At 41.3% G+C, this 25,946-nt stretch carries 20 protein-coding genes, 1 pseudogene and 1 riboswitch; of the genes and pseudogenes, 6 read left to right on the plus strand and 15 right to left on the minus strand.

Translation table 11 applies throughout. The features are described from left to right. Nucleotides 1–369: 369 nt before the first annotated feature. Nucleotides 370–870 (minus strand): preQ(1) synthase, encoded by a 501-nt coding sequence (queF, locus tag OMHG_RS04620; protein WP_010648734.1) that lies wholly within the window; start codon nt 868–870, stop codon nt 370–372. Between the two features lie 121 nt (nt 871–991). Next, a riboswitch (PreQ1 riboswitch) is annotated at nt 992–1,038 on the minus strand. Between the two features lie 175 nt (nt 1,039–1,213). Here queF and OMHG_RS04625 point away from each other — a divergent pair. Beyond that, nucleotides 1,214–1,855, plus strand: a complete 642-nt coding sequence (locus OMHG_RS04625) for an NAD(P)H-dependent oxidoreductase (protein WP_237566149.1) — start codon at nt 1,214–1,216, stop codon at nt 1,853–1,855. Between the two features lie 110 nt (nt 1,856–1,965). Here the strand turns inward: OMHG_RS04625 and OMHG_RS04630 are convergent, their stop codons facing one another. From OMHG_RS04630 to mqo, 3 genes are all read right to left on the minus strand, one after another. Continuing rightward, on the minus strand, nt 1,966–3,168 hold the full coding sequence (locus OMHG_RS04630; RefSeq protein ID WP_010648737.1) for a chromate transporter: 1,203 nt from the start codon (nt 3,166–3,168) through the stop codon (nt 1,966–1,968). Nucleotides 3,169–3,202: 34 nt separating this feature from the next. Beyond that, on the minus strand, nt 3,203–3,511 hold the full coding sequence (locus tag OMHG_RS04635; RefSeq protein ID WP_010648739.1) for a PadR family transcriptional regulator: 309 nt from the start codon (nt 3,509–3,511) through the stop codon (nt 3,203–3,205). Nucleotides 3,512–4,539: 1,028 nt separating this feature from the next. After that, on the minus strand, nt 4,540–6,051 hold the full coding sequence (gene mqo, locus OMHG_RS04645; RefSeq protein ID WP_010648743.1) for a malate dehydrogenase (quinone): 1,512 nt from the start codon (nt 6,049–6,051) through the stop codon (nt 4,540–4,542). Between the two features lie 557 nt (nt 6,052–6,608). On the opposite strand from mqo, the gene OMHG_RS04650 reads away from it, so the two are divergent. The 3 genes from OMHG_RS04650 (at nt 6,609) to bla (ending at nt 9,925) form a co-directional block, all read left to right on the plus strand. Continuing rightward, entirely contained in the window at nt 6,609–7,706 is a 1,098-nt protein-coding gene (locus OMHG_RS04650) for a glycerol dehydrogenase (protein WP_010648745.1), read from the plus strand. A 790-nt stretch (nt 7,707–8,496) separates the two neighbouring features. Next, on the plus strand, nt 8,497–8,820 hold the full coding sequence (locus tag OMHG_RS04660; RefSeq protein WP_010648749.1) for a hypothetical protein: 324 nt from the start codon (nt 8,497–8,499) through the stop codon (nt 8,818–8,820). Between the two features lie 235 nt (nt 8,821–9,055). Next, nucleotides 9,056–9,925, plus strand: coding sequence for a class A beta-lactamase (bla, locus tag OMHG_RS04665; RefSeq protein WP_390621665.1), 870 nt, complete (start codon nt 9,056–9,058; stop codon nt 9,923–9,925). 133 nt (nt 9,926–10,058) lie between these two features. Here the strand turns inward: bla and OMHG_RS04670 are convergent, their stop codons facing one another. The 7 genes from OMHG_RS04670 to OMHG_RS04700 all read right to left on the minus strand — a co-directional run bounded on the left by OMHG_RS04670 (nt 10,059) and on the right by OMHG_RS04700 (nt 16,463). Continuing rightward, nucleotides 10,059–11,075 (minus strand): oxidoreductase, encoded by a 1,017-nt coding sequence (locus tag OMHG_RS04670; protein ID WP_010648752.1) that lies wholly within the window; start codon nt 11,073–11,075, stop codon nt 10,059–10,061. Between the two features lie 161 nt (nt 11,076–11,236). After that, entirely contained in the window at nt 11,237–12,148 is a 912-nt protein-coding gene (locus OMHG_RS04675) for a PTS system mannose/fructose/sorbose family transporter subunit IID (RefSeq protein ID WP_010648754.1), read from the minus strand. Between the two features lie 18 nt (nt 12,149–12,166). Further along, a complete protein-coding gene (locus OMHG_RS04680) occupies nt 12,167–12,973 on the minus strand; it encodes a PTS mannose/fructose/sorbose transporter subunit IIC (protein ID WP_010648756.1) in 807 nt (268 codons plus the stop codon). A gap of 38 nt (nt 12,974–13,011) precedes the next feature. Further along, on the minus strand, nt 13,012–13,980 hold the full coding sequence (locus OMHG_RS04685) for a mannose/fructose/sorbose PTS transporter subunit IIA (protein WP_010648759.1): 969 nt from the start codon (nt 13,978–13,980) through the stop codon (nt 13,012–13,014). A 566-nt stretch (nt 13,981–14,546) separates the two neighbouring features. Beyond that, nucleotides 14,547–14,918 (minus strand): DUF956 family protein, encoded by a 372-nt coding sequence (locus tag OMHG_RS04690; RefSeq protein WP_010648760.1) that lies wholly within the window; start codon nt 14,916–14,918, stop codon nt 14,547–14,549. Nucleotides 14,919–15,064: 146 nt separating this feature from the next. Next, nucleotides 15,065–15,946 (minus strand): LCP family glycopolymer transferase, encoded by an 882-nt coding sequence (locus tag OMHG_RS17480; RefSeq protein WP_010648761.1) that lies wholly within the window; start codon nt 15,944–15,946, stop codon nt 15,065–15,067. Continuing rightward, nucleotides 15,939–16,463, minus strand: coding sequence for a sigma-70 family RNA polymerase sigma factor (locus OMHG_RS04700; RefSeq protein ID WP_010648762.1), 525 nt, complete (start codon nt 16,461–16,463; stop codon nt 15,939–15,941). The genes OMHG_RS17480 and OMHG_RS04700 overlap by 8 nt, the downstream gene beginning before the upstream one ends. A gap of 422 nt (nt 16,464–16,885) precedes the next feature. Between OMHG_RS04700 and OMHG_RS04705 the strand changes: the two are divergent. Further along, nucleotides 16,886–17,113: pseudogene (locus tag OMHG_RS04705) on the plus strand (AAA family ATPase); the annotation flags it as partial. Between the two features lie 70 nt (nt 17,114–17,183). Further along, nucleotides 17,184–17,435 carry a hypothetical protein gene (locus tag OMHG_RS04710; protein ID WP_147629003.1) on the plus strand — a complete coding sequence of 84 codons (252 nt, stop codon included), beginning with the start codon at nt 17,184–17,186 and terminating at the stop codon, nt 17,433–17,435. A 582-nt stretch (nt 17,436–18,017) separates the two neighbouring features. Here OMHG_RS04710 and OMHG_RS04715 read toward each other — a convergent pair. The 4 genes from OMHG_RS04715 to OMHG_RS04730 are packed head-to-tail and all read right to left on the minus strand — an operon-like array spanning nt 18,018 to nt 25,654. Further along, nucleotides 18,018–22,421, minus strand: a complete 4,404-nt coding sequence (locus OMHG_RS04715) for a coiled-coil domain-containing protein (protein ID WP_010648770.1) — start codon at nt 22,419–22,421, stop codon at nt 18,018–18,020. Next, the gene (locus OMHG_RS04720; protein ID WP_010648771.1) at nt 22,408–23,148 is read right to left on the minus strand and encodes a DUF6063 family protein; all 741 of its coding nucleotides are present in this window, start codon (nt 23,146–23,148) and stop codon (nt 22,408–22,410) included. The genes OMHG_RS04715 and OMHG_RS04720 overlap by 14 nt, the downstream gene beginning before the upstream one ends. Then, a complete protein-coding gene (locus tag OMHG_RS04725) occupies nt 23,148–24,650 on the minus strand; it encodes a hypothetical protein (protein WP_010648773.1) in 1,503 nt (500 codons plus the stop codon). The genes OMHG_RS04720 and OMHG_RS04725 overlap by 1 nt, the downstream gene beginning before the upstream one ends. Then, the gene (locus OMHG_RS04730) at nt 24,632–25,654 is read right to left on the minus strand and encodes a Wadjet anti-phage system protein JetD domain-containing protein (RefSeq protein WP_010648774.1); all 1,023 of its coding nucleotides are present in this window, start codon (nt 25,652–25,654) and stop codon (nt 24,632–24,634) included. Before OMHG_RS04730 ends, OMHG_RS04725 begins: the two co-directional genes overlap by 19 nt. Between the last annotated feature and the right edge of the window lie 292 nt (nt 25,655–25,946).

A 25,946-nucleotide genomic window follows, 5' to 3' on the forward strand; every position in this document is an offset into this window, starting at 1 on the left:
AATAACCTCCAAAACCGCGGAATTACCGGGCGGCGCGCGGAATAAGCTCCAAAATCGCGGAATTATCGAGCGGCGCGCGGAATTATCTCCAAAAACGCGGAATTATCGAGCGGCGCGCGGAATTATCTCCAAAATCGCGGAATTATCGAGCGGCGCGCGGAATTATCTCCAAAAACGCGGAATTATCGAGCGGCGCGCGGAATTAACTCCAAAATCGCGGAATTATCGGCCGGCGCGCGGAATAAGCTCCAAAATCGCGGAATTACCAGGCAGCGCGCGGAATAAATGGGCAGAACAAAGCCCCAGCTTTCGCATATTTGGCTGCGGCTGGGGCTTATTAGATTGGCTTTTTATTTTATTCCTGTATTTCTATCGATTATCTACTTTTTCAGGGTTGAGGTCGTGGTTCATCAATCGATGGTTTGCCATTTCCTCATACTTGGTATCTGGTTTACCGTAATTGCACCAGGGGTCGATCGATATTCCTCCGCGTGGTGTGAATTTCCCCCACACCTCAATATATCTTGGATCAAGCAATTTGATGAGGTCGTCCATGATAATATTAACGCAGTCCTCGTGAAAATCCCCATGATTACGGAAACTGAACAGATATAATTTCAGCGATTTGCTTTCGACAATTTTCTTATCTGGTATATAAGTGATGTACATCGTAGCAAAATCAGGCTGCTTTGTGATTGGACAAAGACTCGTAAACTCGGGACAGTTGAATTTCACGAAATAATCGCGATTGGAATGAAGATTATCGACTGCCTCCAGTACTTGCGGTGCATAGTCAAACGAATAATCCACTTGCTGGTTTCCCAATAATGTTAAATCCTCTAAACCTTCTTGTTGGCTTCGGCCGGACATAAAAATAACCCCCTAGTAAAATGTGATTCCACACTTTCATAAAAGAGCGTTCCTACCAATCTATACAAACATTCCGGATAAAAACAAAAAAGCCCCATCCGTATGGACATGGCGCAATCAAGTATCCATAGTTTTTTATAGAGGGTATCTGCTATGAACCTCTCTCGTATAAGCACGCGTATATCTTCTCTGATATCTTATCCGATTGCCGGCGAAACGTCAAATAGGCCAACCGATTAAGTCTCGCATATTTGAAAAGGGTGAATGCATTATATTACAATAAGCACAAATAGCAGAAGGAGTGGATCAGTTGCGTAATAAAGATACTTTAAAACAAGAAATCATGGATGCCTTTCATTTCAGACACGCTACTAAGGAGTTTGACCCCGACAAACAAATTCCCGATGAGGATTTTCGATTTATTTTAGAAACAGGCAGATTGTCACCAAGTTCGTTTGGATTTGAGCCATGGCGCTTCGTTGTAGTTCAGAATCCTGAGCTTCGCGAGAAAATCAAACAAGCATCATGGGGTGCTTTCAGCAAGCTTCCAGCCGCAAGTCATTTTGTAATTTTTCTGGCCAGAACCAAGGTCGACACGATATATAACTCCGATTACTTGCAGGATCATTTAAAGAATGTCTCCCATTTCCCAGAGGAAATACTGGAGAAGTTCCTAAGCAAAGTAGAAGAGTTCCAGCGGGATGATTTTAAACTGCTCGACGGGGAGCGCCCTTTATATGACTGGGCATCCAAGCAAACCTATGTAGCTCTTGCGAATATGATGACTGCCGCTGCCCAAATCGGCATTGATTCCTGTCCTATCGAGGGCTTTAACATTGAAAAGATGAATCAGCTGCTGGATGAGGAAGGATTACTGGAGGATGGTCATTTCGGTATATCGGTTATGGCAGCTTTTGGGTACCGCACGCAAGATCCCCGTCCTAAAACCCGAAGACCCTTTGATGATGTTGTAAAGTGGGTTTGATTTTATCCGAAGTATCTCTCTTAAATCAGGGGGATGCTTTTATTTTTTCTTACCCAATAAAAAACAGGCGGGGAGTCTGAAGCATTTCCCCGCCTGTTTTAAATTAGAAATCATTGGATCAGCGTCATTAGTGTACCGCCGATTGCTCCTGTTACGACAATCATCCAAGGTGGCAGCTTCCAGAAAACGAGCATGCTAAACAAGATGGCTGCAAAGGCAAAATCGATTGGCGCCAAAATGGTACTTGTCCAAATCGGCTGATAGAATGCCGCGATTAATATTCCAACCACTGCCGCATTCACTCCCATTAGTGCCCCCTTGACCTTTGGATTGCGACGCAGGCTATCCCAAAAAGGAAGCGTCCCTAAAATCAACAGAAAAGCAGGTAAGAAGATAGCAACGGTTGCCAATAGACCACCTGCCCAGCCGTTCATTACCGCACCGAGGTAGGCAGCAAATGTGAATAGTGGTCCCGGAACCGCTTGGGCAGCTCCATATCCTGCAAGGAAAGCCTCTTCACTGAGCCAGCCAGTCGGCACAAACTCCCGCTCCAGCAATGGCAAGACAACATGACCCCCTCCAAACACAAGGGAACCAGAACGATAGAAGCTGTCAAACATCGCAATCCAATGAAATGACGTAACCTCTCTCAGCACCGGAAGCAGAACGAGCAGACCAAAAAATAATACTAAACATGCCACTGCAAAGCTTCGGCTAACGGGAAAACTCAATCTATCACTCGATTCATCCTTCTGCTCCCGATAAATAAGATAACCAATAAATGCCGATAAAAGAATAATCGCTATCTGTGAATAGGCTGTTTGCCACAGCAGCGCCACTACTAATGCCAGCAAAGCGATTGCCTTCCTCTTGAGATCAGGGGTCAATTTTTGCGCCATTCCCAAAATAGCGTGTGCCACTACGGCAACAGCAACAATTTTCAAGCCTTGAATCCAGCCAGCATCACCGACATCCAGACCTTGTAATATTAAAGCAAAAATAATCAGCGCAAATACAGATGGCAGCGTGAAACCAATAAACGATACGAAGCCTCCCAAAACACCCCCGCGCATCACACCTATCCCAATCCCCACCTGACTGCTTGCAGGGCCTGGCAGGAACTGACATAATGCCACGAGGTCAGCATAGCTCTTCTCATCCATCCACTTTCTTCTGCGAATGTACTCTTCATGAAAATAACCCAAATGGGCAATGGGACCGCCAAAGGATGTGAATCCCAATCTGGTCGAAACCATTAAAATTTCAAGCAAAGTATGAAATAAGCCTCTTTCTTTCCCTGTTGATTGATCCATTCGTTTGCTCCTCTCCTTTTAATCGGTCACTTTTTTAATCTCTGATTTCCTTAAATAATTCATATGCCTTTATTCTTGCCTCATCGTGAACAGCATTTCCTTTTTCCGTTATCCGGTAATACTTCCTGATCTTACCCTCCACATTCTTCTCTTCCATTATCAAAAGCCCGTCCGTCTCCATGGAATGAAGGATTGGATACAGGGTACCTGAGCTGATGTTATACCCATGCTCCTTCAGCTCTTCCAGCATCCACAGGCCAAATATCGGATGCTCCTTCGCATGGTGCAGGATATGAATCTGGATAAAACCGAGAAACAGCTTCCGCAGCACTCTCTCTTCCATAAAGAACACCCCCCTGTTTTCGAAACACAATATCGGTTTTCTACAATGGATGATAGCATAGATTAAAGTTTACTAAAACCCAATTTACAAAAACTTAACAAAGTGTGGGGGTGGGGGATGGCGCGGACGCAGGGATGTGAGCGGGAGCAGGGGAGGCGGCGCGGGGATGAGCGTTGGGGTGCGGGAAGGGCGCGGATGCGGGGATGAGCGTTGGGGCGCGGGGAGCGGCGCGGATGCGAGGGTGAGCGTTGGGGCGCGGGGAGCGGGGAATCGGCGGCGAGGGCGAGAAATTAGCGGAAAGGCTGATGTTCACATCGAAAAGGCTGATATTTTACCGGAAATGGCTGATGTTCACAAAGAAAATGCCGATGTTCACATAATAATTGCTGATGTTCACAATTGGGGCGGGGCGGCGGGGCTGAGTGAGTTCCGAGGAGCCCTCCGGCGTGCATGGGGCCTTTCAGGAGTGCTGATCAACGCGGGGGACGCGCCAATCTGATGGGAAATTAGCGGAAATGCTGATGTTCACAGCGGAAAGGCTGATATTTTACCGGAAATGGCTGATGTTCACAAAGAAAATGCCGATGTTCACATAATAATTGCTGATGTTCACAATTGGGGCGGCGCGGCGGGGGCTGAGTGAGTTCCGAGGAGCCCTCCGGCGTGCATGGGGCCCTTCAGGAGTGCTGATCAACGCGGGTGGAGCGCCAATCTGATGGGAAATCGGCGGAAATGCTGATGTTCACAGCGAAAAGGCTGATATTTTACCGGAAATGGCTGATGTTCACAAAAAAATGCCGATGTTCACATAATTATTGCTGATGTTCACAATTGCGGCGGCGCGGCAATTGTAGCCGGCCCTGTGCAGGCTGAAATCCAAAGCGGGAAAACGCTGCTTCGCACAGCCTATCTCCATTAAACCAGCCCGTAAATCCAGCCAAAAAAGAGCCTTTAACCCATTGCTAGGTTAAAGGCTCTGTAAATTATTAGTGGCATCTGCTGATAGGGCTGCTGCCGAGTCTGTTTCTTCATCCAACCGATTTACTTGGGTTGGGATTTTCATTAAGTCCTAGCGTCTGTGCTGTTGATGAGTGGACTTCGTGGAAAAGCTCTGGGTTATCCGTTAGCGAGATACCATAGGACGGGATCATTTCTTTGATCTTCGGTTCCCATTCTTTCATTTGTCCCAGGAAGCATTTTTCCAATACTTCAAGCATTACGTGGACGGCGGTGGATGCTCCTGGAGATGCTCCGAGCAAGGCAGCGACGGAACCATCAGCAGCTGTGACTACTTCTGTTCCGAATTGGAGTGTTCCTTTTCCGCCTGTCTCCGTATCTTTGATTACCTGGACGCGCTGGCCTGCTACCACGATATCCCAGTCTTCGCTTTTGGCATTCGGGATAAACTCCCGCAGTTCTTCCATGCGCTTTTCATTCGATAACAATACCTGCTGGATTAAGTATTTTGTCAATGGCATCTGTTTGAATGCTGCCGAGAGCATGGTCAATAAATTATTCGGTTTTACGGAACTGATCAGATCAAAGTTGGAGCCTGTCTTTAAGAACTTCGGCGAGAAGCCGGCAAATGGCCCAAACAGCAATGCTTGTTTGTTACCGATATATCTTGTATCGATATGCGGTACGGACATCGGTGGAGCCCCTACCTTCGCCTTGCCATATACTTTCGCTTGATGCTTTGCTACCACTTCTGGATTGTTGCATACCATAAAGAGGCCGCTTACCGGAAATCCTCCAATGCGCTTTGACTCTGGAATGCCCGTCTTTTGCAGTAAAGGCAGACTACCGCCTCCACCACCGATAAAGACGAATTTCGCCGTATGGGATTCGATTATCTCGTTATCGATATCCTCCGCTATCAATTCCCACGAGCCGTCACTTGTACGCTTAATATCCTTCACATTATGTCTGTAGTTTATGTCCAGATTATTATCCTCTAGATGGTCAAACATCATGCGGGTCAAAGCACCAAAATTGACGTCTGTTCCAGAATCGATTTTCGTTGCCGCAATCGGATCACTGGATGAGCGCCCTTCCATGATAAGCGGAAGCCATTCCCTCAGTTTCTCAGGATCATCGGAAAATTCCATTCCTTTGAAGAGTGGATTGCTTGTCAGCGCTGCAAAACGCTTTTTCAAGAATGCCACATTTTTCTCCCCATGCACTAAGCTTATATGTGGTAATGGCATTATGAAATCTTGAGGGTTCCGAATCAGATTGCTCTTTATAAGATAAGACCAAAACTGTCTGGAAAGCTGAAACTGTTCATTTATGTTGATTGCCTTGTTAATGTCCATTGTCCCGTCAGAGTTCTCGGTCGTATAATTAAGCTCACAGAGTGCCGAATGCCCTGTCCCGGCATTATTCCACTCATTCGAGCTCTCTTCTCCTGGGTTAGCAAGTTTTTCAAACACTTTGATTTCCATATCAGGTGCTAACTCTTTCAGCAGTGACCCCAATGTCGCACTCATGACTCCAGCACCAATTAAGATTACATCTGTCTTCTCATGTACGCTTTTCATTGTAACCGTTCCCATCCCCTATAATAAAAATGTAAGTGCTTGCTTTATGATCTAAACAAGTCCACTTCTAGGTAGTCATTAATGTTCTATCTATAATCATATCATATTCTATTAAAAATACTGAAAGATTTTAAAAAAAATACTGTAATCATCTGATAATTGCAAGCGGTTAATTGGCGGAATCGTTGTAAGTCGACAGAAAAGAGGCCTTTTCCCAGGAACATAGCCTTCCAGATTCTGGTCCTACCTTTTCTTACAGAGAACATTGATTAATTTCAAGAGAAACCGGGAAAAGTCCAATTATGGAGGATAATTGCAGATTTTTTGTTCTGGCGTGAACTGGAATGATCCGAAAGGGGCTGATATTTGGACCGGGAGATTTCGTTATTAACGAAACAGCAGGTATCCCATCGAGTTAACAGGCAGAATTTACGGGGATAATCTGCAGATAATGAATCACTATAGTCTTTTCAGGCGAAATGATTCACAGTGCCAAACTACTAAATTACTATTTACGGAAAAGGAAATTTTTATTATGAAGAAAGGGGCCATTAACCATGCAAAAGAGCGTGTTTATTTCACCTAAAAAATATATTCAGGGCGCAGGAGTTCTTAGTAAAATCGGGGAAGAAGTTGCGAAGATTGGAAAAGCACCCCTCATTTTATCTGATAGCAACGTTTGGGGGATTACTGGAGATACAATAGAAGAGAGCTTCAAATCATCCGACACTTCCTACTTTTATGAGGAATTTACTGGTGAAGCATCCAATACAGAAATTGACCGTCTGACTCAGGCTGGGAAAGAGAAAAATGCTGATGTCGTAATTGGACTAGGTGGCGGAAAAACAATTGATACTGCAAAAGCAGTTGGCGATAACCTAAGTATTCCAGTTGTTGTTGCACCTACAACGGCATCAACGGACGCACCAACAAGTGCACTTTCAGTCATTTATTCAGATGAAGGTGTGTTTGAGGGCTACAAATTCTATAACAAAAATCCGGATTTAGTTTTAATTGATTCAAAAATAGTTGTTGGTGCACCAACCGTTCTTCTGGCTTCAGGTATGGGAGATGCAATGGCAACGTTTGTTGAGACGAGGGCTTCCAAAAAACGAAATTCAGATACAATGGCTGGCGGAAAAGCAACCCTTGCTGGACAAGCAATTGCTGAAAAAGCAGAAAAAGTTTTATTCGATCAAGGTATTGCAGCATACCGAGCAGCGAAAAAAGGGCTAGTGACTCCCCAAGTTGAAGCTGTTATAGAAGCAAATACGCTATTATCTGGATTAGGATTTGAAAATGGTGGCCTAGCCGCAGCTCATGCGATTCATAATGGATTTACTGCATTAGAAGGCGACATTCACCATCTGACACATGGCCAAAAAGTAGCGTATGGTGTCTTAACTCAATTAGTACTTGAAGGATATTCCGAAACGGAAATCTTACGTTATGCGAAATTCTTCAAAGAAATTGAATTACCAACAACATTGAAAGATCTTCATTTAGAAAACGCTGCTTATGAAGACTTACTCAAAATCGGTAAATTAGCAACTGCAGCCGAAGAAACATCGCATAACATGAATCCGGAACTTACACCAGAGCAAATTGCTGATGCAATCTTAGCAGTAAACGAGCTTACAACTGCTAATCTATAGTTAATAGATTTGAAATGCATCATGACTCCACAAAAAAAGCAATAATTCACCGAGCTTTTACCCCTTTGGATGTAATATCCTAAGGGGTTTTATAATGCTTTTGAGTTTATATAATAAACCACATTCAAAGCCCGCGTTGCCGCCCATATGAAGACGGGAACCACCCGCTGTTCTCCCGGACCGGAAGAATGGTATGCTGGTGGTTACCTAAAAAACCTGGAATAAAGATTGGGCGTTTAAAGGAATTCACTTCAATTTGGTTTCACTTCATGTTTGATTTCATTTCAAGTCTGAATTCACTTCATGTCTGATTTCACTTTTAGTCCCGGCCCCTTCGATTTTTTTACAGAATAGATGGCTAAAGTTATCATTAATATAAAAATCAATAATAAAGAAATCCCTAGATATATGGAGTAGTTTATAAAGATTGCTATTAACGAGTAAATATTCCCCGCCAAAACTATCACCAGGAAAATCATAGACTTCTTTTTACTGCTTCTATAGAGTCCAGTAAATATAGCTAACTCAAAACATAGAACGAATAAAAACAGCATAAGCAGGGTTGCGCAAATAAATAAATCACTTTGAAAAAGTTGTCCGGAAACCAAATTTAGTCTCCTAGTTTTGTTAAAAAGTACTTAAATTGGAAATCGGTGCTATTGTAAACTATATTAGCATAAATATTTCGTCAATTGCTTTTTTGCGTTAAGATATTTATAGCAAGGACACTCTATGTTCAATGTTAAGGATGTTTTTATATAATGAACATCATTAAATTGGAGGGCGAATTATGTTTGTTAAAATCTATCAATACCATATCCGAGAAGATAAAACAGATGAATATTTACTGATTCAAGAGAAGGCATCCGAAGTTTATAGCAGGTATCTGGATTTTCATACAATGTATCTGAAAAGCAAAGACGATGGCACGAAATGGATAGAGATATCTCGATATAAGGATGAGTCAGAGTATCAAAAAGGGATGAATTTGATTAATGAGCAGGAAGAGATACAGGAACTGTTCGATGCATTCCAGTCTCTTTTGGTTAGTGACAGGAAGGAAATTAGTGAAGAAAACTACATAGAGAAAAAGGAAATCCACACCTTTGAATAACTATTATTTATATCAATCGGCTATTCAGCTTTTATAACTGCTAGAGAAAATGGACAGTTTTTGCTTGAAAGTATTGAACATTGCATTACACTTGTAATGGCGTTCGATTGCTTCGAAACAGTAGAAAATATCATTTACTAGAAAAGAGGTTATGATTTTGAAGAAATTAATGATTACGTTATCCAGATTCCCTAAACTTAAGGGCACTTTCCTTCTATCTTTGTTTATTTTCATCATGCTAGCTGGTTGCGCGAAAGCTGCCACGTCTCCTGCTTCTCCGTCCGAACCGGAAACAGATAAGGAAAAAGGAACTCCTGCCGAAGAGGAACTCGCACAGGAATTCAAACAACTTGAGAATGAGTTCGACGCCCGCCTCGGAATTTATGCGATCGATACCGAAACAGAAAAGAGTGTCGTCTATCGGGCAGATGAGCGGTTCGCTTTTGCCTCTACTTACAAGGCGCTTGCTGCAGGTGTATTGCTTGATCAAAAAACAATGAACGAACTCGAGAAAATCATCACGTACACGGAGGATGATTTGGTTACATATTCACCGATCACCGAGAAACATGTCGATACAGGGATGTCATTGAAGGAAGTTGCGGAGGCTGCTATCCGGTACAGCGACAATACAGCAGGGAATCTACTTTTCAAAGAATTGGGAGGGCCTGCAGGATTTGAAGCTGCATTGAGGGAGATTGGCGATACAGTTACAGAGTCTGTTCGTTTCGAGCCCGATTTGAACTTCACGGTTCCGGGGGATTCTCGTGACACAAGTACACCGAGAGAACTTGCCACAAATCTGCAAACATTTGTGCTGAGTGATTTGCTTCCTTCAGAAGAGCGTGAACTTATGACCGATTGGTTAGTCGGTAACTCCACTGGAGATACACTAATCCGCGCTGGTGTGCCTGAAAATTGGGTCGTTGGTGATAAGAGCGGGGCAGGAATGTACGGAACACGAAATGACATTGCCATTGTTTGGCCGCCTGACCGTGGTCCAATTGCCATCTCCATTCTATCTGACCGCGATACGGAGGATGCAACCTATGACGATGCTCTCATTGCAGAGGCCGCAAAAATCGTAATAAACGCCCTAAAATGATATATAAATAAAGATTTTTGCCTATCTTACACTACCAAAAAATATGGTGACCCTTTTATAAAGGTCACCATTTCTTTTCACTATATTATTCTTTTATACGAGCACTTGCCAGCAAATCTCTATCATATAATCTTCACTTCAAGTTCTTAACCCCGGTTTCTAATATTTCCATTTGCAGCATTGTCTGCTCGTCTGTTATGGTTTTATCTTTGCCATTTATGATGGCTTCATATAGATCATCGTAAACAAGGCCATAATCACCATCTACGGATTTCACTTTTTCTTCGTGGACGGTTCCTTCTTCATCGACATATGTCAGCGTGCCATAGTGTTTTAACGTATCTATACCGAAGTCCTTGTTATCCGGCATGTAGAATAGTTTGAGATGTTCTTCCTGACGATCTTTGGTTTCTTTTATAAAGCTGCCCTTCTTGCCATAAATAGCGAAGCTCGGTCTCTCTTTCAGTCTAAAATAACTCGATTTCACCGATACTTTCAATCCGCTGTAATATAAATCCAGATCAAAATAATCATTCATTCTTCCTTGTCCCAGCAATTGTCTGACATCATAGTGTATATCATCCGGCTTGCCGAAATAGCTGATGACCTGATCTAATGTATGGCAGCCATGTCCATATAGAAATGACGATGCCGGATCAAAGGAATGCACCGATTCGGGTACTTCGGGGCGGAAATAATCATAATGCATTTCCACTTCCAGCAGGTCTCCCATTTTCCCTTCTTCGATAACCTTTTGTACGGTTAGGAAATCACTATCGAAACGTCTGTTTTGATACGTCTGGACAATCAGCCCTTTCTCTTTGGCCAATGCAAATATTTCCTTTGCCTGTTCAGAGGTTTCCATAAAAGGCTTCTCAACCAAACAGTGCTTATTATGTTCCAATACTTTTTTGGCATATTCATAATGGCTGTCATGTCTGGTGCACACCACAATGAGCTGAATATCCTTGTCGTTTAACAATTCATCTAAATCGGAAGTATAATTCACTCCGGCAATCTTACCCCAATTATCACGCTGAGGATTTCTTCGATAAATTGTTTTTACCTTTATATTCTCTCTTTGCAGTACGAACGGCAGATGATATCTGTTCGTGCTTTTTCCGTTTCCAATATAACCGATAGTAAGCATAGCCATCCTCCTAAAATCTATTTATATGTATTCTTTCTGTTCTTACGTTTATCCTGTGTGAATGGTTTGTAAGAAAAAGCACCTCCTTGGATCGATAATCTATCCTGCCAAGGAGGTACTTTTCTATTTATATGGACACTTTGAAAAATGTCTAGCTTATATTACATGAGGCCAATCGCGTGGAAGACAATACCTACCACGAACAAGCCAAGAATCATCACGATTGGAGAAACTTTCTTCCTAAGCAGCCACATGCTAAGTAATGTGATTAACAATCCAGCTAAACCAGGAATCAAGCTATCTAAGTTATCCTGTAAAGTGGTTACATTATATTCACTTAATGATCGGCCGGCGGCTTGCTGTTCCAATGCCGTCCGAATCCCTTCCGATCCAGCAGGCAGGCTATCCCAGTCAATATAGGCACCCTCGTCAAGCTGGACTTCGGATACAGTCGGTGTAAATGAGACAGATACCCATCGGTTAACTAATGAACCGAGAATGAACATACCCAGTATCGAGGCGCCTTTGGTAATATCCTGCAGTAATCCGCCAGATAAGTCTTCCGTAATTTTGGAACCGGCTTTGTAGCCAAGCTCCTGTGAATACCACATGAATCCCATACGAATAATATTCCATAAAACGAAGTAAAGAATCGGTCCAAGGATGTTTCCACTCAAAGCAAGGGAAGCCGCCAATGCACCAAGGATCGGCTTAACGGTGAACCAGAAAGTTGGATCCCCGATACCTGCCAATGGTCCCATCATCCCGACTTTAACCCCTTGGATGGCCTTGTCATCAACCGGGGCACCATTTGCACGTTCTTCTTCCAGCGCTAACGTTACACCAATAATAGGAGAAGCTACATATGGATGCGTATTAAAGAATTCTAAGTGACGTTGTAGTGCAGCAGCACGATCTTCTTTTGTTTTATATAATCTTTTGATGGCGGGAATCATGGAAAATGCCCAGCCACCGTTTTGCATACGTTCATAGTTCCAAGAACCTTGAATAAAAGTGGACCGCCACCAAATAGCAATGCGATCTCTTCTTGATAATTTCAATTCTTGAGCCATTTTTATGTCCTCCTCCTTTTAGTAGTTATCTATAATTTCGCCTAACGGATCACCAGTGTTTCCGTTTCCACCATTACCTGAACCGCCTTGCTTCGTAAGCGCTAGATAGATAAGCGCAAGCGCCACGCCGATAGCACCAAGCCCTAATAGCGTGATGGACGGGATAGTTGCTAATACAAAACCGATTGCGAAGAATGGCCATACTTCTTTCGTAGCCATCATGTTAATAACCATCGCATAACCAACGGCTACTACCATTCCGCCACCAACTGCCAAACCATCTGTCAGCCAATCCGGCATAGACTGCAGCAATTCTCTAACGGGACCTGCGCCAACTGCCAAAATCAATGCAGCCGGGATGGCAATACGTAACCCCTGCATGCAAATAGCGACAATATGCCAGAATTCTATTTTCCTGAAATTCCCTTCTTTAGCTGCGGCATCCATTAGATGCACCAAACCGGTTGCAATCGTCCGGACGATGATTGTCAATAATAGACCAGCAACTGCAAGCGGTACTGCAATCGCGATTGCAGAAGATACACCTGCTTCACCTTGACCACCTAAAACGAGAATAATTGCAGATGCAACTGAGGCCAGCGCAGCATCCGGTGCTACGGCAGCTCCGATGTTTGCCCAACCTAAAGCGATTAATTGCAGGGTACCACCTAAGATAAGGCATGCTACTAATTCTCCTGTAACTAAACCGATTAACGTACAGGCAATAATTGGCTGGTGGAAGTGAAATTCATCCAGGATTCCTTCAATACCAGCTAAGAATGCCACAATAACAATCAATATGAGTTGAATAATAGTTAATTCCATGAGTATTATTAATCCTCCTTTTTATCTGATAAATAGGATCATTTCTGTTTGTTCAGCTCTGCTTGAGCCCTTCTGATAATTTCATCCATGTTCCCTTTTGAATCGTTTGGAACCTTACGAACATCGAACTTCACATCAAATTCTTTTAATTTGACGAAGGCATCGATATCAGCTTGGCTAAATGCCAATACCTTATTCGGCTGAACCTTACCAGGTGAGTGTGCCATAGAACCAACATTAATTGTTTCCAATGGGACGCCGCCTTCAACTGCTCTAAGTACATCATGCGGGTTTTCGAAAAGAAGCAACGCGCGCTGACCGCCAAAATGCTGATCGTCTTTCGCAAGTTCAATCATTTTATTGACCGGAACAACGTGGGCCTTTACACCCGATGGAGCAGCCTGCTGAATCAATTTCTTCCGAAGTTCATCCTTCGCTACTTCATCCGATACAACGATAATACGTGTTGGCAATGTATTCTTGGTCCAAGCAGTCGCTACTTGTCCGTGAAGTAAACGCGTATCGATACGTGCTAACACATATTCGAATTTACCAGGAGCTCCAGTATTCACTTGCTGAGCAGCACCTGCAGCAGTATCTGCCGGTTCCAATTCTTCCGGTTTTACCTTAACCGCTTCTTTTGCTGTGTCCAAAATATGTGTCGCAATCTCATGTGCTGTATCCATGGAAAAGCGCGATGCAAATGATTCAATCAGCATTGCTAAGTTTAAACCAGCAACGATTGCCCATTTATCCTGGTGCTCTTCCATCAAGCTGCTGGCTTGGTTGAAAGGAGTTCCACCCCAAAGATCGACTAAGAATAATACTTCGTCCTGGTTGTCGAAAGAGGCAATTGCTTCTTCCATTTTTGCCCTTACATCATCAGGTCCTTCGCTTGGCATCAATGTAACAGCTTTTACATTTTCCTGCTCTCCAAAGATCATCTCTCCAGATTGCAAGATACCATTGGCAAATTCACCGTGACTAGCAATGATAATTCCTACCATCTTTTTACCTCCTATTACTATTATTGTTAAAGCTTGCGTTAACTTGGCAAACCCTAAAGCGTATTTTTTCAGCCTATCAAGCGGTTACACGTTCGAAAAAAATTAAAAAAGGCATGAGCAAAAAGAAGATTAAATGAAGGCAGGGGAAAATAAGACCCTTACGCTTCGTTCTAATCAATCCTTTTCACTCATGCCTGATCGAATCAGTAACACGTAAAAATAATTGAGATAGCATATTTAACTTTATGTTGAAAACGCTTTAATTATACCGCTGAAAATAAGCCTCTAAAATACTTTAAAGATCTCCTCCGAAAAATTATATCACAGCCGATTTCCCGTTTCAAGAGGTTATTTTACTAAATCTATTCCTGCCTGGCAGGGACTATCGCTTCAGTGCTAGGCAGAGACGCCGCTTACATTCATACTCTTCCTATTCCCGGCCATACCAAACTGCTATTCTGCTAAGTTTACAGAATCATGCTGCTGCCGGGAAGGATCTGCGCATTTCCGCAATGTCTTGAAAATCGATTGGCTTAATATGGAAAAAGTTGGCAAAACCATTTCTATTACTTATTTAATTTGCTCTTCAAGCCGCGCTTGATTATATCAAGGAAACCTAATGATTGGACCATATGATCGGGATTAACATATTCACGCATTGCCCGAAAGACTTTCTTGGGATCTTTAGAAGAAAATGTATAGGTTCCATTCCGCTTCGTTTGGATTGCGTAACGCGGAATCCATTTACCCTTGAACATAACGGAAGCAATGACGTACTCCACTTCTTCCCAGGGAATTTGGATAAACTTACGGGCATCACGTTTATTGAAGAACTCAAATCCCTTGTCTCCAATCATGATCTGACCATAAGCAGAAACACCTAAATGTGAGGTCGCATCGATAACCAAATCGACCTTTGTATTGATTGATTGAACCATTTGATCTACCCCATTTCTCTTGCTCAATAATCATTATACACGCTGTAACACTTTAAGCAAAAGAAGTTTGGGGAAGTTTTGGTTTTTTTGTCGGGGGGTCTTATTTTCTGGCACTCATAATTAAAACCTCTTCTAATTAAGTGGATTTATTTGTCAGCTAAATGCTGTTTCAGCGTGTCGGAGGTTGTTTCTAAAAGTCTTTGATCAATCTGTTTGTAATAAATACCATTGATGAATGTTTCCTCTATCCCTTTTTCCATATCAATCACCTGAGTAGATTCAGAATTACGCTTCTCTGTTTGTAATTGATTGAGTATGTCACTTGGTATATTCGTTTCGCCTTCTGTTAAAAGGCTTTTTACCTCAGAAAAGGATAGCCGCTCCTTGATTAAATCTCCAAACTCATTTGTTTGAATACCGTTCATTCCGGTATCATCTTTAGCCATTTCTAATTTCGCGTAAATATCCTCCTCTGGAATTACGGAATAATAATCAATCGGAAAATCAAACAGATTCGATACAGCCGTCACAGTCAGTTCAGGACTTGATTCTAGAGCAAGCGCGTGCATGATCTTATCTTTACCCATACTCTTCCCTTCTGAATTAAAGATTTCTACATAAGTTTCACGAGGAATCGGTACTAATTTCATACTGTTATCTTTGCTATTATAAGTGAGTAAGATATGTATCGTACTTCTATAACTAACTGAATTCTCTCCCAGCAATAAGACCGAAAACGATATGGTTTCCTGTTTGGAGGCTTGCTCTGTAATCGGCTGCTTGTTTTCATTGCCTTGATATAGATTCGGCAAAAGCAATCCAATCGCTAAGAGAAGTACCACTGCAGTACCTAATATGGGGCCTATGTAACGTTTAACAATATTGAAAAAGATGGGGTTATTGTTTGATTTGTTTTTATTACTGTTTCGGTGAATCTTTTTGAAGGTATCAATCCTGTCCTCTTTAGTAAAGGTTAAGTCTTCCTTTTCCAAGTAAGAAAATAATTCCTTATTAGACTTGTTATCCATAAACATTTGCCTCCTCCATTAAAATTTTTAACTTTTGCTTTGCTCTCCTTAGCCTTGTTTTAACTGTATTCGTATTCAGCTCTGCTACTTCAGCTATTTCGCCAATTGATAAAGACTTATAGTAATACAGAAAGATAACTTCCCGATAATTTTTGGGCAACGAAAAAATAAAATCTTTGATCTTCTCCTGTTCTGACTTCCTGATTGCCTTGTCTTCTGGTGTAAGTAAAAGGGGTTTTATCGCATTATCAAGAACTTCTTTGGTCTGCACTTTCCTGTAATGCCAACTCCTTAAATAATCCTTGCACTGATTAATCGTGATTCTGTACAGCCATGTTTTTATTGAAGAATCATACCTGAATTCATCTAAGTTTTCATAACATTTTATAAAGGTGTTTTGAACCATGTCCTTTGCAGTTTCTTTATCTTTCACGTAATTATAGGCCAGCCTGACCAAATCACTTCCATGTTCTATCATTATTTCCTCTAATGTATCTTCTTTTCTACCATTCTCCATTACTCCCCCTCTTTCCAAGAGTATTTATGTCACTATCCCTTTTGACGACGCCCGGCTAAAAATGGTTTCAATTGTCAATTTTTACTCTAACCTGTTGTTGGTGGGATTTAATACATGCATCAACATTCTATATGTAATGAAAAAGCGCTGATAATAAGATAACGAATGCCTTACAAATGCGTAATCTTTGTTAGTTATGTATAAGCACTTCCTGAGAACTTACGAGATCATTCCCCGATAGCTTAAGAAAGGCTGACTTGCAGGACAATCTCCTATAATGTATAAAACACTAGATAGCTGTTTATCTAGTGCATGATCTTTGATGAGGTATGATACGAAGTCGTCTCTATTTGGTAGTCTTTGAAGTGAATATTATCCTTGTTTTCCATTTGTTCTTAAATGACTTATAAAAATAGACCGCAACCTTTTCTGGTGGAATGAAACAGCGGCTTGGCATTGATCAAGCCATCATCCACAAACCCAAGCTCCTTGTCTTAGACGAACCGGTGTCCGCTCTAGATCCAGCCGGCAGACGGGAAATAATGAATTTATTAAAAGAATTGCAGCAGCAATCAACGATTTTGTATTCCACGCACATTTTAAATGATGCCGAAGAAATAACAGACCTGCTGCTCTTTTTACAAAAAGGGCATTCAAATGGTCCTGTCTTATTGTCTGTCTATTTTATTCGCAACAGCTATTTCCCCTATGTTCAGCGCAATGTTTAAGCCAACAATTGCAACGACCTTCACCATCATTATCCTGCCAATTGGCATTATGATTGAATCATTGATCGGAAAATACTGGAACATCTCCACATGGAAACTAGCTGATTACAGCGTTCAGTTAATGGCTGAAACCGGAAATGAATACTATGTAGAAACTTTACTGTTAACCATTGCTCTAACGGTTTTGGCCATTATTATAGGAATCCTGCTCATGTGGAAAAACTCTGGAACAACGAAGATATAAAGGTAATTGATAAGATACTTAGAAATCTTTCCAGACTGATCACTTTTTCCAAGCTAAAAAACTGCCCAGATAATTATGGTACCAACACTCGAAATTAGAGTTGAAATCTAACTTCCGGGAGCTGCATAGCCAGACTGGTTTCCTACCCCGCGAATACCACCTACAGAAGCTGTATTACGACTGAACCAGAACCTTGTTCTTTCATTACCTTTAGTATATATTTCTGCCGTAAAAGACACCGTTTAAATTAATGCTTACAACTTTTTCAAATTCATCACTACCATAGTGTAGTCTTCTGTTAGGTTAGGTTAGGTTTTGTTTTCCTTCTATCCCCGCATTATTGAAGAATTGATACGGGCCATCGATTGTAAATTGGGTAACGTTGTATTTTAACAAATTGGTTAACCTCCTGATTTTCTTGTTTTGAGTCATAAATAGGGCTTTATTGTATCTGTAGTAATGAGACTAGACATAAACATGAGGGCGACTCATTTACAAAAATCAATACCCAAAAAGAAGGAGTCCAAGCTAGTTGGCGTCCCCTCCCCCTATTACTCAAATTTCTCTTTCACTCTCCTTCCATCACTCAGACAAGTCAAGCTGTTGCTGTTCGGTTTGCCCTAAACGTCCAATTACAGCCGGTTCATGATCTTGGAAGTAAGCATGGTGAAGCCATTTATCTGTTGTCATGACCTTTTTGTTTGCGTCCTTTGAAGCACGTAGTCGACAGCTGTAGATGATCGGGAAGTAGTCTTGCAGAAACTTCCCTTCCGCATGGGCAGTTAAAGCAATGATTTGAAAACCTAACTGGTCTGCTATGAAAAATACAGGACTTAATACATGATCACTTGATGCCTTTCCAAATGGATTGTCTAAAATGACCGCTCGATTTGTTAAATTTGCTTTTTTCTTTTCTGCTACATATTTTTGGATTCCTAAGAAAAGGGTCATGTTTTTACTCCACTTCTCTCCACCAGACCAAACATTACTTTGTTCCCAAGTATAGGACCTGTTAGAGACTTGATTGTCGTTCGTGACCTTACGACAATGCACCTTCATGACATCCCGGTCCATCACAGCTTTTAATAATTGCTTCGACTCCAGCCATTTTTCTAAATCAATGCGTACTTTATTCATATCCTGATGGCCCTGCTCATCTTGATATTTATCGCTATCTAATTGGTTAATAATCCACTCTGTATGGTTTCGAATACGCAACTTCCCGTCCCCGGACTCCCATTTGGGAATGGAGAAGCTATAGATTGCTTTCCAGTTGTCTACCTTCACTCTCGTTTTCTTTGGAATTTGTTCAAGTTCTTCTACTAATGTTTCAAGATGTGTATGAATTTGATTTATAAAAAGCTGAAGCTCCTCATCACTTTTTCGAATATGCTCATTTGCATATTTCGTGATCCGTTGAATACTAGCAAACATATTCTGTTTAAAAGTAATAACTTCCTCATAATCACGCTTTTGTTCTACACCCTGAATGGCCATTTGCTGAAGCTTCTTATCTGTTATTTTGGAACGGCAAAATGCACGGAATTTATCCTTGGCATCATGGACAAGCTTCCTTTCTTCCTCTACAAGCCGCTTCACCTCTTTTAATCTGTCGGTAGATTTTTTTGCAAAATGCTTGCGCTGGTATTGGAAATCAAGGGCCTCTTGATCATCTAATGCAATACTTGCAATTCCTGGTGCGTTGAAATGATAGCCTTCGATAAAATTCTCCAAGAGCCGTTGTGACTCCTCTAGACTACCTAACTCCTTATCTACTCGCTTAAACTCTTGCTCCAGAAAGCCTTTCCGCTTCTGTAGATCTATTTGCTCTGTTTGAATCTGTTGTTTAACCTCAGATAAATTTCCTTCAAATTCGATAATTACGTCCTGTGGAAATGTTAACCGGAAGTCTTTGTATGCCTGGTCAAGCAAGACTTCTTTATTACTAAATTCTAATTTAAACCCTTGATATGTTTCCATAATCTGAGCTAATTTCTTTTTAGACGTTTGTATTTGTCCTTTTAATCGTTCTATATAATAGTCGCCATCAGCAGGAAAATCCAAATTCTTGTCAACCGTGGGATAGTCTTGTTCAATTTCATACATTCTTTCGTTTGTAGTCTGGATTCGTTGCCGCTCCGTTTCTTGCTTTGCTTCCCATTCCCCAATTTGGCGTGAAATGCGGTCTTTTTGTCTAAGTAGTTCCTTTCGCTTCGTTAGAAGGATTGTGACATCTTCTCCTGTGTAGGATGCGGATAACCCGGAAACCTCTTGATAATACGGATTACTTTGAACCTTTTCCTTTTCTACTTCTAACTCCCGCATCCGCTCATCCAACAGTTTAATATCTTCTTCATAACGGTCCAATGCACGTGTTGTCTGTTTCACTTTTCGTTCAACTGCCTGTTGTTCTTCATTATGTTTCTTTTTATCAAGCGTGTGTTTGGTTATCTCTTTTTGATAGTTTTCATATTGCTGGCCATCTTGTAGTTTCCTTTCCATACCAGTACGCTCTGCTTCTGCTTCTTCTGTTCGTTTTGCATTTTTATCAATCGACTGGTTGAGATCGCCTAAATATTTCTCTACTTGTCGCATAATTGCTTCTGTTTTTTCCTTCACGGTTTGTAGGTTAGACATATCTTCTTGCCATGAGACTACCTGGTCGTAGGGATACTTCTTTAGAAAATGGAGGAATTGGTTTAATGCATGTTCCCAACTCTTTAACTCATTTTCTGTATGTTCCCTTGTATTCGTAATGTCTTTAGCATGCTGCTCTAATTTCTGCTTCCATGTCGAAAATTGATCACCATCAATGTTTTTACTCCAGTGATTAGGTACAATCCAGTTACCCTTTTCCATGTCAGTAAGGCTCGTTGCTTCTTCTGTTGACACAATCATCACTGGCATCATAATTCGATCAGATACTTGCTCTAATCGTTCCATTAAACGGGGCTTTGCCTTTTCTGTTGTCACGATGATGCTAGGCCATAACGCCTCCTGCTTTAACAGCTCTTGCTTTTCACTTGGGAGCTGAGATAAATAATCAATCCCTGTCTCGATGTAATCGATTTGGTTTTTCCAAATTTCAATTTGCTTTGCTAAAAAGGGATCACTAAAAAATGTATCCTGCTCCCCGTAATCGTCCACATAGCGTAAAGCGAGACGTTCCTTATCAAGCCATTTCTTACGCTCTATTCGCTGCTTTTCTAGATTGCTTTCCAATTGTCCTTGGATGGATTCCTGTTGTAAATGGATTCCAGCAATGTTCTGCCAGTTACTTTTGAGCATAGCTAAAGATTGAACCAATTGCTGTTCATCTTCCTTCATGGTATTTAAGTGTTGTTCTACTTGTTGTGATTGCAGTCCATTCTGTTGAAGGGTTTCTCGTAATTCTTGTTTCTCTTGTCGTTTCTCCTCAGCTTCACGAACAAATCTTTTTTTGTCCGTTTTCAGCTGGGTAATTTCATTATCCAATGCTTGGTAACGGCTTTCCCATGTCGGTAATTGTTCCTCTACTTTCTCCTGTTCTGGGTTTGCCAGGAGAGATTGACGCAGTTGCTCACTGTCTTTTTCTCGATTTTCTATAAACGAGGTTAATTTTATTACCTCGTTATTTAAGCTTTGCTTCACTTTTAGATACGTTTCGCATTGCTGTTTTAGCGTAACTACTTGTTGTTGCAACGGATTTTTCTCTAGCTGCAAGTCTTTCCTATCATTACCTATGGATTCTATTTGAGATAGATAGGCACCATGCAAGGCTTGTTCCGCTTCGGTCAATTGATCCTGTATCTCTTCTAAATCGAACTTTTTCTCAGAAGAAGCGATCTGTTCCTGAATAAAAATGAGTGCTTGCTCTGCTGCATGCTTATCCTTCGTAAACTTCGCATACCGCAATGCAGCACGATGACTCTCCACTTCTTCGACCTTTTCCTTCTGCTCCTTTAAAACTAGATGAGCATTGTCGTAGTTCTTCTTAATCTCCTGTATTTCTGCTACCTTTTCAGCAATTTCATGAGAGGACACTTTCACCTGATGTTGGTCCATGTCCTGTTGCAGGCTGATTTCTTTAGCTTGTAAAGACTCCCTTTCAGCCTCGAAAGCTTGCTTCTGCTCTACTGTTTGTTCCCAGATCCCTTTTGTTTGTTGTTTTGCCTCAAGGAAGTCCTGCTCCTTGGAATGGAGTCTTGCAAAGGCAGTTGTATAACCTGTTAACTCCTCTTGAATCTTCTCATTCTCTTTGATTGTTTCCTTCAGTTTTTGGTAATTTTTAAAACTCGTGTAACGCTGTTCAAACAGATCGGCAAAGAGCGTCTCATCATGTCCTGCCATTGCACGCTCCACAGTAGGAATGAGCAGGCGATCAAAAAGCTGATTGGTCGTTTTACATGCTTCGAAAAACGCCTCAACTCCACCTTCTGAGCTATTAATTTTCACAATGCTTTCCCATTCATTAGAGATGATCTGATAATTGTCTTCTATGTATGCACGATAGTCTTTTATGGTGTTAAAGGTGTTTGCGGATAAGGATTTATCCTTCATTGCACTATAATAGTCTTGCATTTCGCCGCGCTCAGCAGGACGTTTCCCACCCTGTACTTCCCGAACAAATGGGATTTCTTCAATCGCATGTGGATCGCCTTGTTGGTATTCATACACATAACGGAGGGAGTCTAATCCGTGCTTATTCATGAAAAGCGTAACAGCCGTTACCACATAACGCCTCGGTTTATCATTAATGATCCACTCCACTGCAATATGGGCGGGCGCACTTGCCAACGTTAAGGTTTTACCTATTTTCCGACTAGCCAGTTCTGTATGTGGCAGCATGGCTTGAAGTGCGGTTTGGATCAGCACTGTTTTGCCTCCACCATTTTCTAATAAAATAGCACCATTGTAGCCATCAAACAAAAACAATTCATCGTTATAGCGCTTATTACCTTCCTCATAAATAACATTCGCTAATCGGATCTTACTAATCGCTGGCATTTGCTTTCTCCCCCTCCATCTCATATATAAATGTAAAGATTCCTTTGTTATATTCCACTTCCATAAAGTAACGTTGGATAATGGTTTTCGCCTTTTCCGTTAAGGCTATCTCCTCATTCCCCTGATCCATTACCAGATCTTGATCAACTAAAAATCGTTTTACGGTATCTAAGAAGCTATAGCGACTTATCGTATTTCCCGTTTGCCGCTTAACACTCTCTTTAATATCATTCATATCAACCCATTTATCGACTATTTGCCGCCAATTATAGGAAAACTCACTTTCTTTTTGTTTTAATACTTCTTCATCTAATGCCTGCAATTGCTCCATGAGTTCTTGAATTTGATGCATCCATTCCTCTACTCTTAAAAAATCACGCGTGGGCCGCCCGCTCTGATACGAATTATAGAAGGTGCCAAATAAAATGATCGTGGCGAAATAAAGTAAGTAAATATCTCCGTTCGTTGCCCCTGAGCGCAAATAATGACGCTTTATCCAATCATTGCTGACATGGAAGCTTGATAGCTTTGTCTCTGGAATTAAATATAAATGTTCGGTCGTGTTCACGATGACAGCATCCACTTCTTTTGCATACAAATCTAACAAACTTCGAATATCGTCATCTGCCCGGTATAATTGCACTGCTTCCTGGTCGGTAACAGCTGTCCTTGCTAGGTTTGCATAGATTTGAAAAGCTTTCATTACCTTCTCTTCACTATAGTGCATTAGGATTCCTCCAATCGAATGACCATTTCCTGAATGGAATAACGTTTATATCGGTTTAGAATGGTGTTCTCCTCTGTAATAATTAGCCGATTGTCACCAAGTATGTATAATGCTTCTGTTAACAGAGAACTCCCATCTTCATCATGCTCCATATCCCCACGAGAGATGGGAGAGCGCTGATGTAAAATGAGCCAAAAATCATAAAAAGACCTTGTTGTATAAAGCTGTGCCTGATTCGTTTCTGTTAAATGGTCAAATATGGCAGAAAGGGTTATTTCCGGCTGCTCCTTTAACAGGCTTAACAATTCCTCCATTAGCTTTTTATATTGTTTACGCAACAGGTTATTCCGCTCATTTATTTCCTCATCACTTTCTGCTTCCGGCATGGTAGCCTCTTTCTCCTCCTGTCGATCTTCTACTATATTTTGTTCCGCAAAAAGCGTGAAAGGTGACCAAGACCTTTCTTCCTCTACTTGTAAAAAGGGATGTAGCACACCTTTCATCGTCTCTATTGGAAGAGGCACTGAGATGATATGAGAGGTAATCTCATGATCGAAGTTAAAAGCTTCAATTCCCGTATAATACAAGGATTCCTGTGCCGTTATAAGTGTGGTGTTTTTTAGTGATAAGGTTTGTTCTAGTAATCTCGAATGATCATAATGAACGGCTTCCAATTCTCTCGTAATGGTCAGGATAAGATCATAGGTTTTTTGCTCCTTACGATGAATATCCTTCGCATAAAGCCGATCTTTTGTTTCTTTCACAAATTGTCGCAACTCTTTGAACTCATCGTCCTCTCGTTGCAGGCGACTATAGCTGTCATCCAATACTTCTTTATACCGATCAAACGTTTCCTCTGAGACAATGCTTCGTTGAATCTCCTGTTTAAGTGTTAGCATTCGCCCATCAATGTTTTCCACTGCAACCCGCATTTCGTTAATTTGGCGCAGGGCACCATTGAATTCGCCCCTTTCCAATTGTTTGCGAAGCATTAACTGATTAATCGATAATTGAAACTCACTATAAAACTCTCTGGTCGCAAAAACTAGCTCGAGCCCATCATCATCTAAAGTGTAATACTGTTCATTAGTCGCTTGATTGAATCGGTTTGTCTTTAGAATGGAATACTCCAGCTGCTCTCTTTGATTCATTTCCCAGTTATAGAAGGGATATGTACGCTTCAGACCGGTCACCGGACGAAAGGTCTCAATAAGCGTTCCAGCAAGACGATAGTAATCATTTGCTTGTAGCTGATAGCTATCTGCTGTCACTTCTTGAATAAAAGTAGCAAGCTGTTTTAAACCTGTTTTATACTGTCGCATCACCTTCTGTTCAAAGAAAAACAGTAGAGTTAATAAACCCAATCCCTTCATATCAATAACTTTTTCATTCTCATCTTTTTCGCGTTTACGATCCAAGTCTGTTAAGGGATCAAACAAAGCGAGACGACGGATCCTTTCATGATAGCCTGCAGTGATAGTTGCTATATCATATCGTTCCAATGCGATCCCTCCCAAATCTTTTGTAATTCCTTTGTTTTAAGTGTTTCCTGTGGATAATAATACCCCGCCTCAAGTAGGTCCTTTAGTTGACTTTGCTCCGCTTTGTTAAAACCCTGGAAGAATGCTTCCTCTGCTTCAAGGCGTTGTCTTTGGTAATCCTTACCCTGTGCAGGTTGCCTCTCTAAGCATGCTCGGTAAAAGGGTAGTGCTAACTGCATCTCAACCTTTTTCGTTAAGCTATGCCAAATGGCAATACCTTCTCTGTCTATGTCTCCAAAATAAAAGAAGTGGTGACTAGCAGTGACTGGATATTGCCGATCAAATTGCTCCATGCTCTGAATAATACCCTTTCCCCTCCCATAAATAAGTGTGGCAAAAGAAGTTTGTTTAATGGATGGCAATAAGCCCTGATAGGTTGTTTTATTCTCGACAACCAAGTGCATTTGCATGGAGTGCTGTATTTTATCTGGGTTAATCGCAAACTGTAATGGCTCGGATACAGGGATTACCTGCAGTTTATTGAATAATTGAACTCGTTCTAGTAGTTCCTTTCCTTTTTTCTCGGTAATCCACTTCTCATCCCCTACAATCTCATAGCTGCGTTCTGGAGCTGGGATCGCCTCAATAGGAAATCCGTGCCTCTTTATGTACTGGTCAATTTGTTGTAAATACGGTAAATCTTCATGCCATTGCTTGGGATCATGCTGGTAATAGTAGTCTAGGTTTATAGCAGAGTGGAATTGTATACGGTATTGTTGTAGGAGATGGTGATGAACTTTTTTTAACGTTGCGCTTTGAATACGATAATGCAGGGCGATAGATGGTTGTCTAGTCGAGCGGCCTTTACTTTTCATCATCAACAAAATGCCTGCATTCTCTAGTGCAAGCACTTCTTCTGCAAATGCTTCATAGCTATCAAAAAAGGCGGAGAATAATTCTTGTAATGTATTAATATCAATTGTTTTCTTCGGATATAAAGCAAGCGCTTCTTTCATTTCTTTCATGGCATGTCCCATCCTATATGGTAAAGTATTTTTTTAAATAACCGCTTTCAATCAATGAATTATTTATATATGAATCAAGGTTGTCGCTTTTCTTATGTTTATACATACATTATCTCGTTCTGCTTCTAAATTTAATTCATCTAAACATAAATCTTCAACCTGTTGATGGATAGTTTTCTATTTAATAAAGTGAAACTTCAATCAGTGGGGTTTTTCGCTCTTCCCCCACTGATTGTTAGTTGAACGGATCGGGGTGCTAGCGTCTGTTTACTCTGACTAAAACTAACGGTTG

It is taken from the genome of Oceanobacillus massiliensis str. N'diop (genome assembly GCF_000285495.1).
GTDB lineage: Bacteria > Bacillota > Bacilli > Bacillales > Amphibacillaceae > Oceanobacillus > Oceanobacillus massiliensis.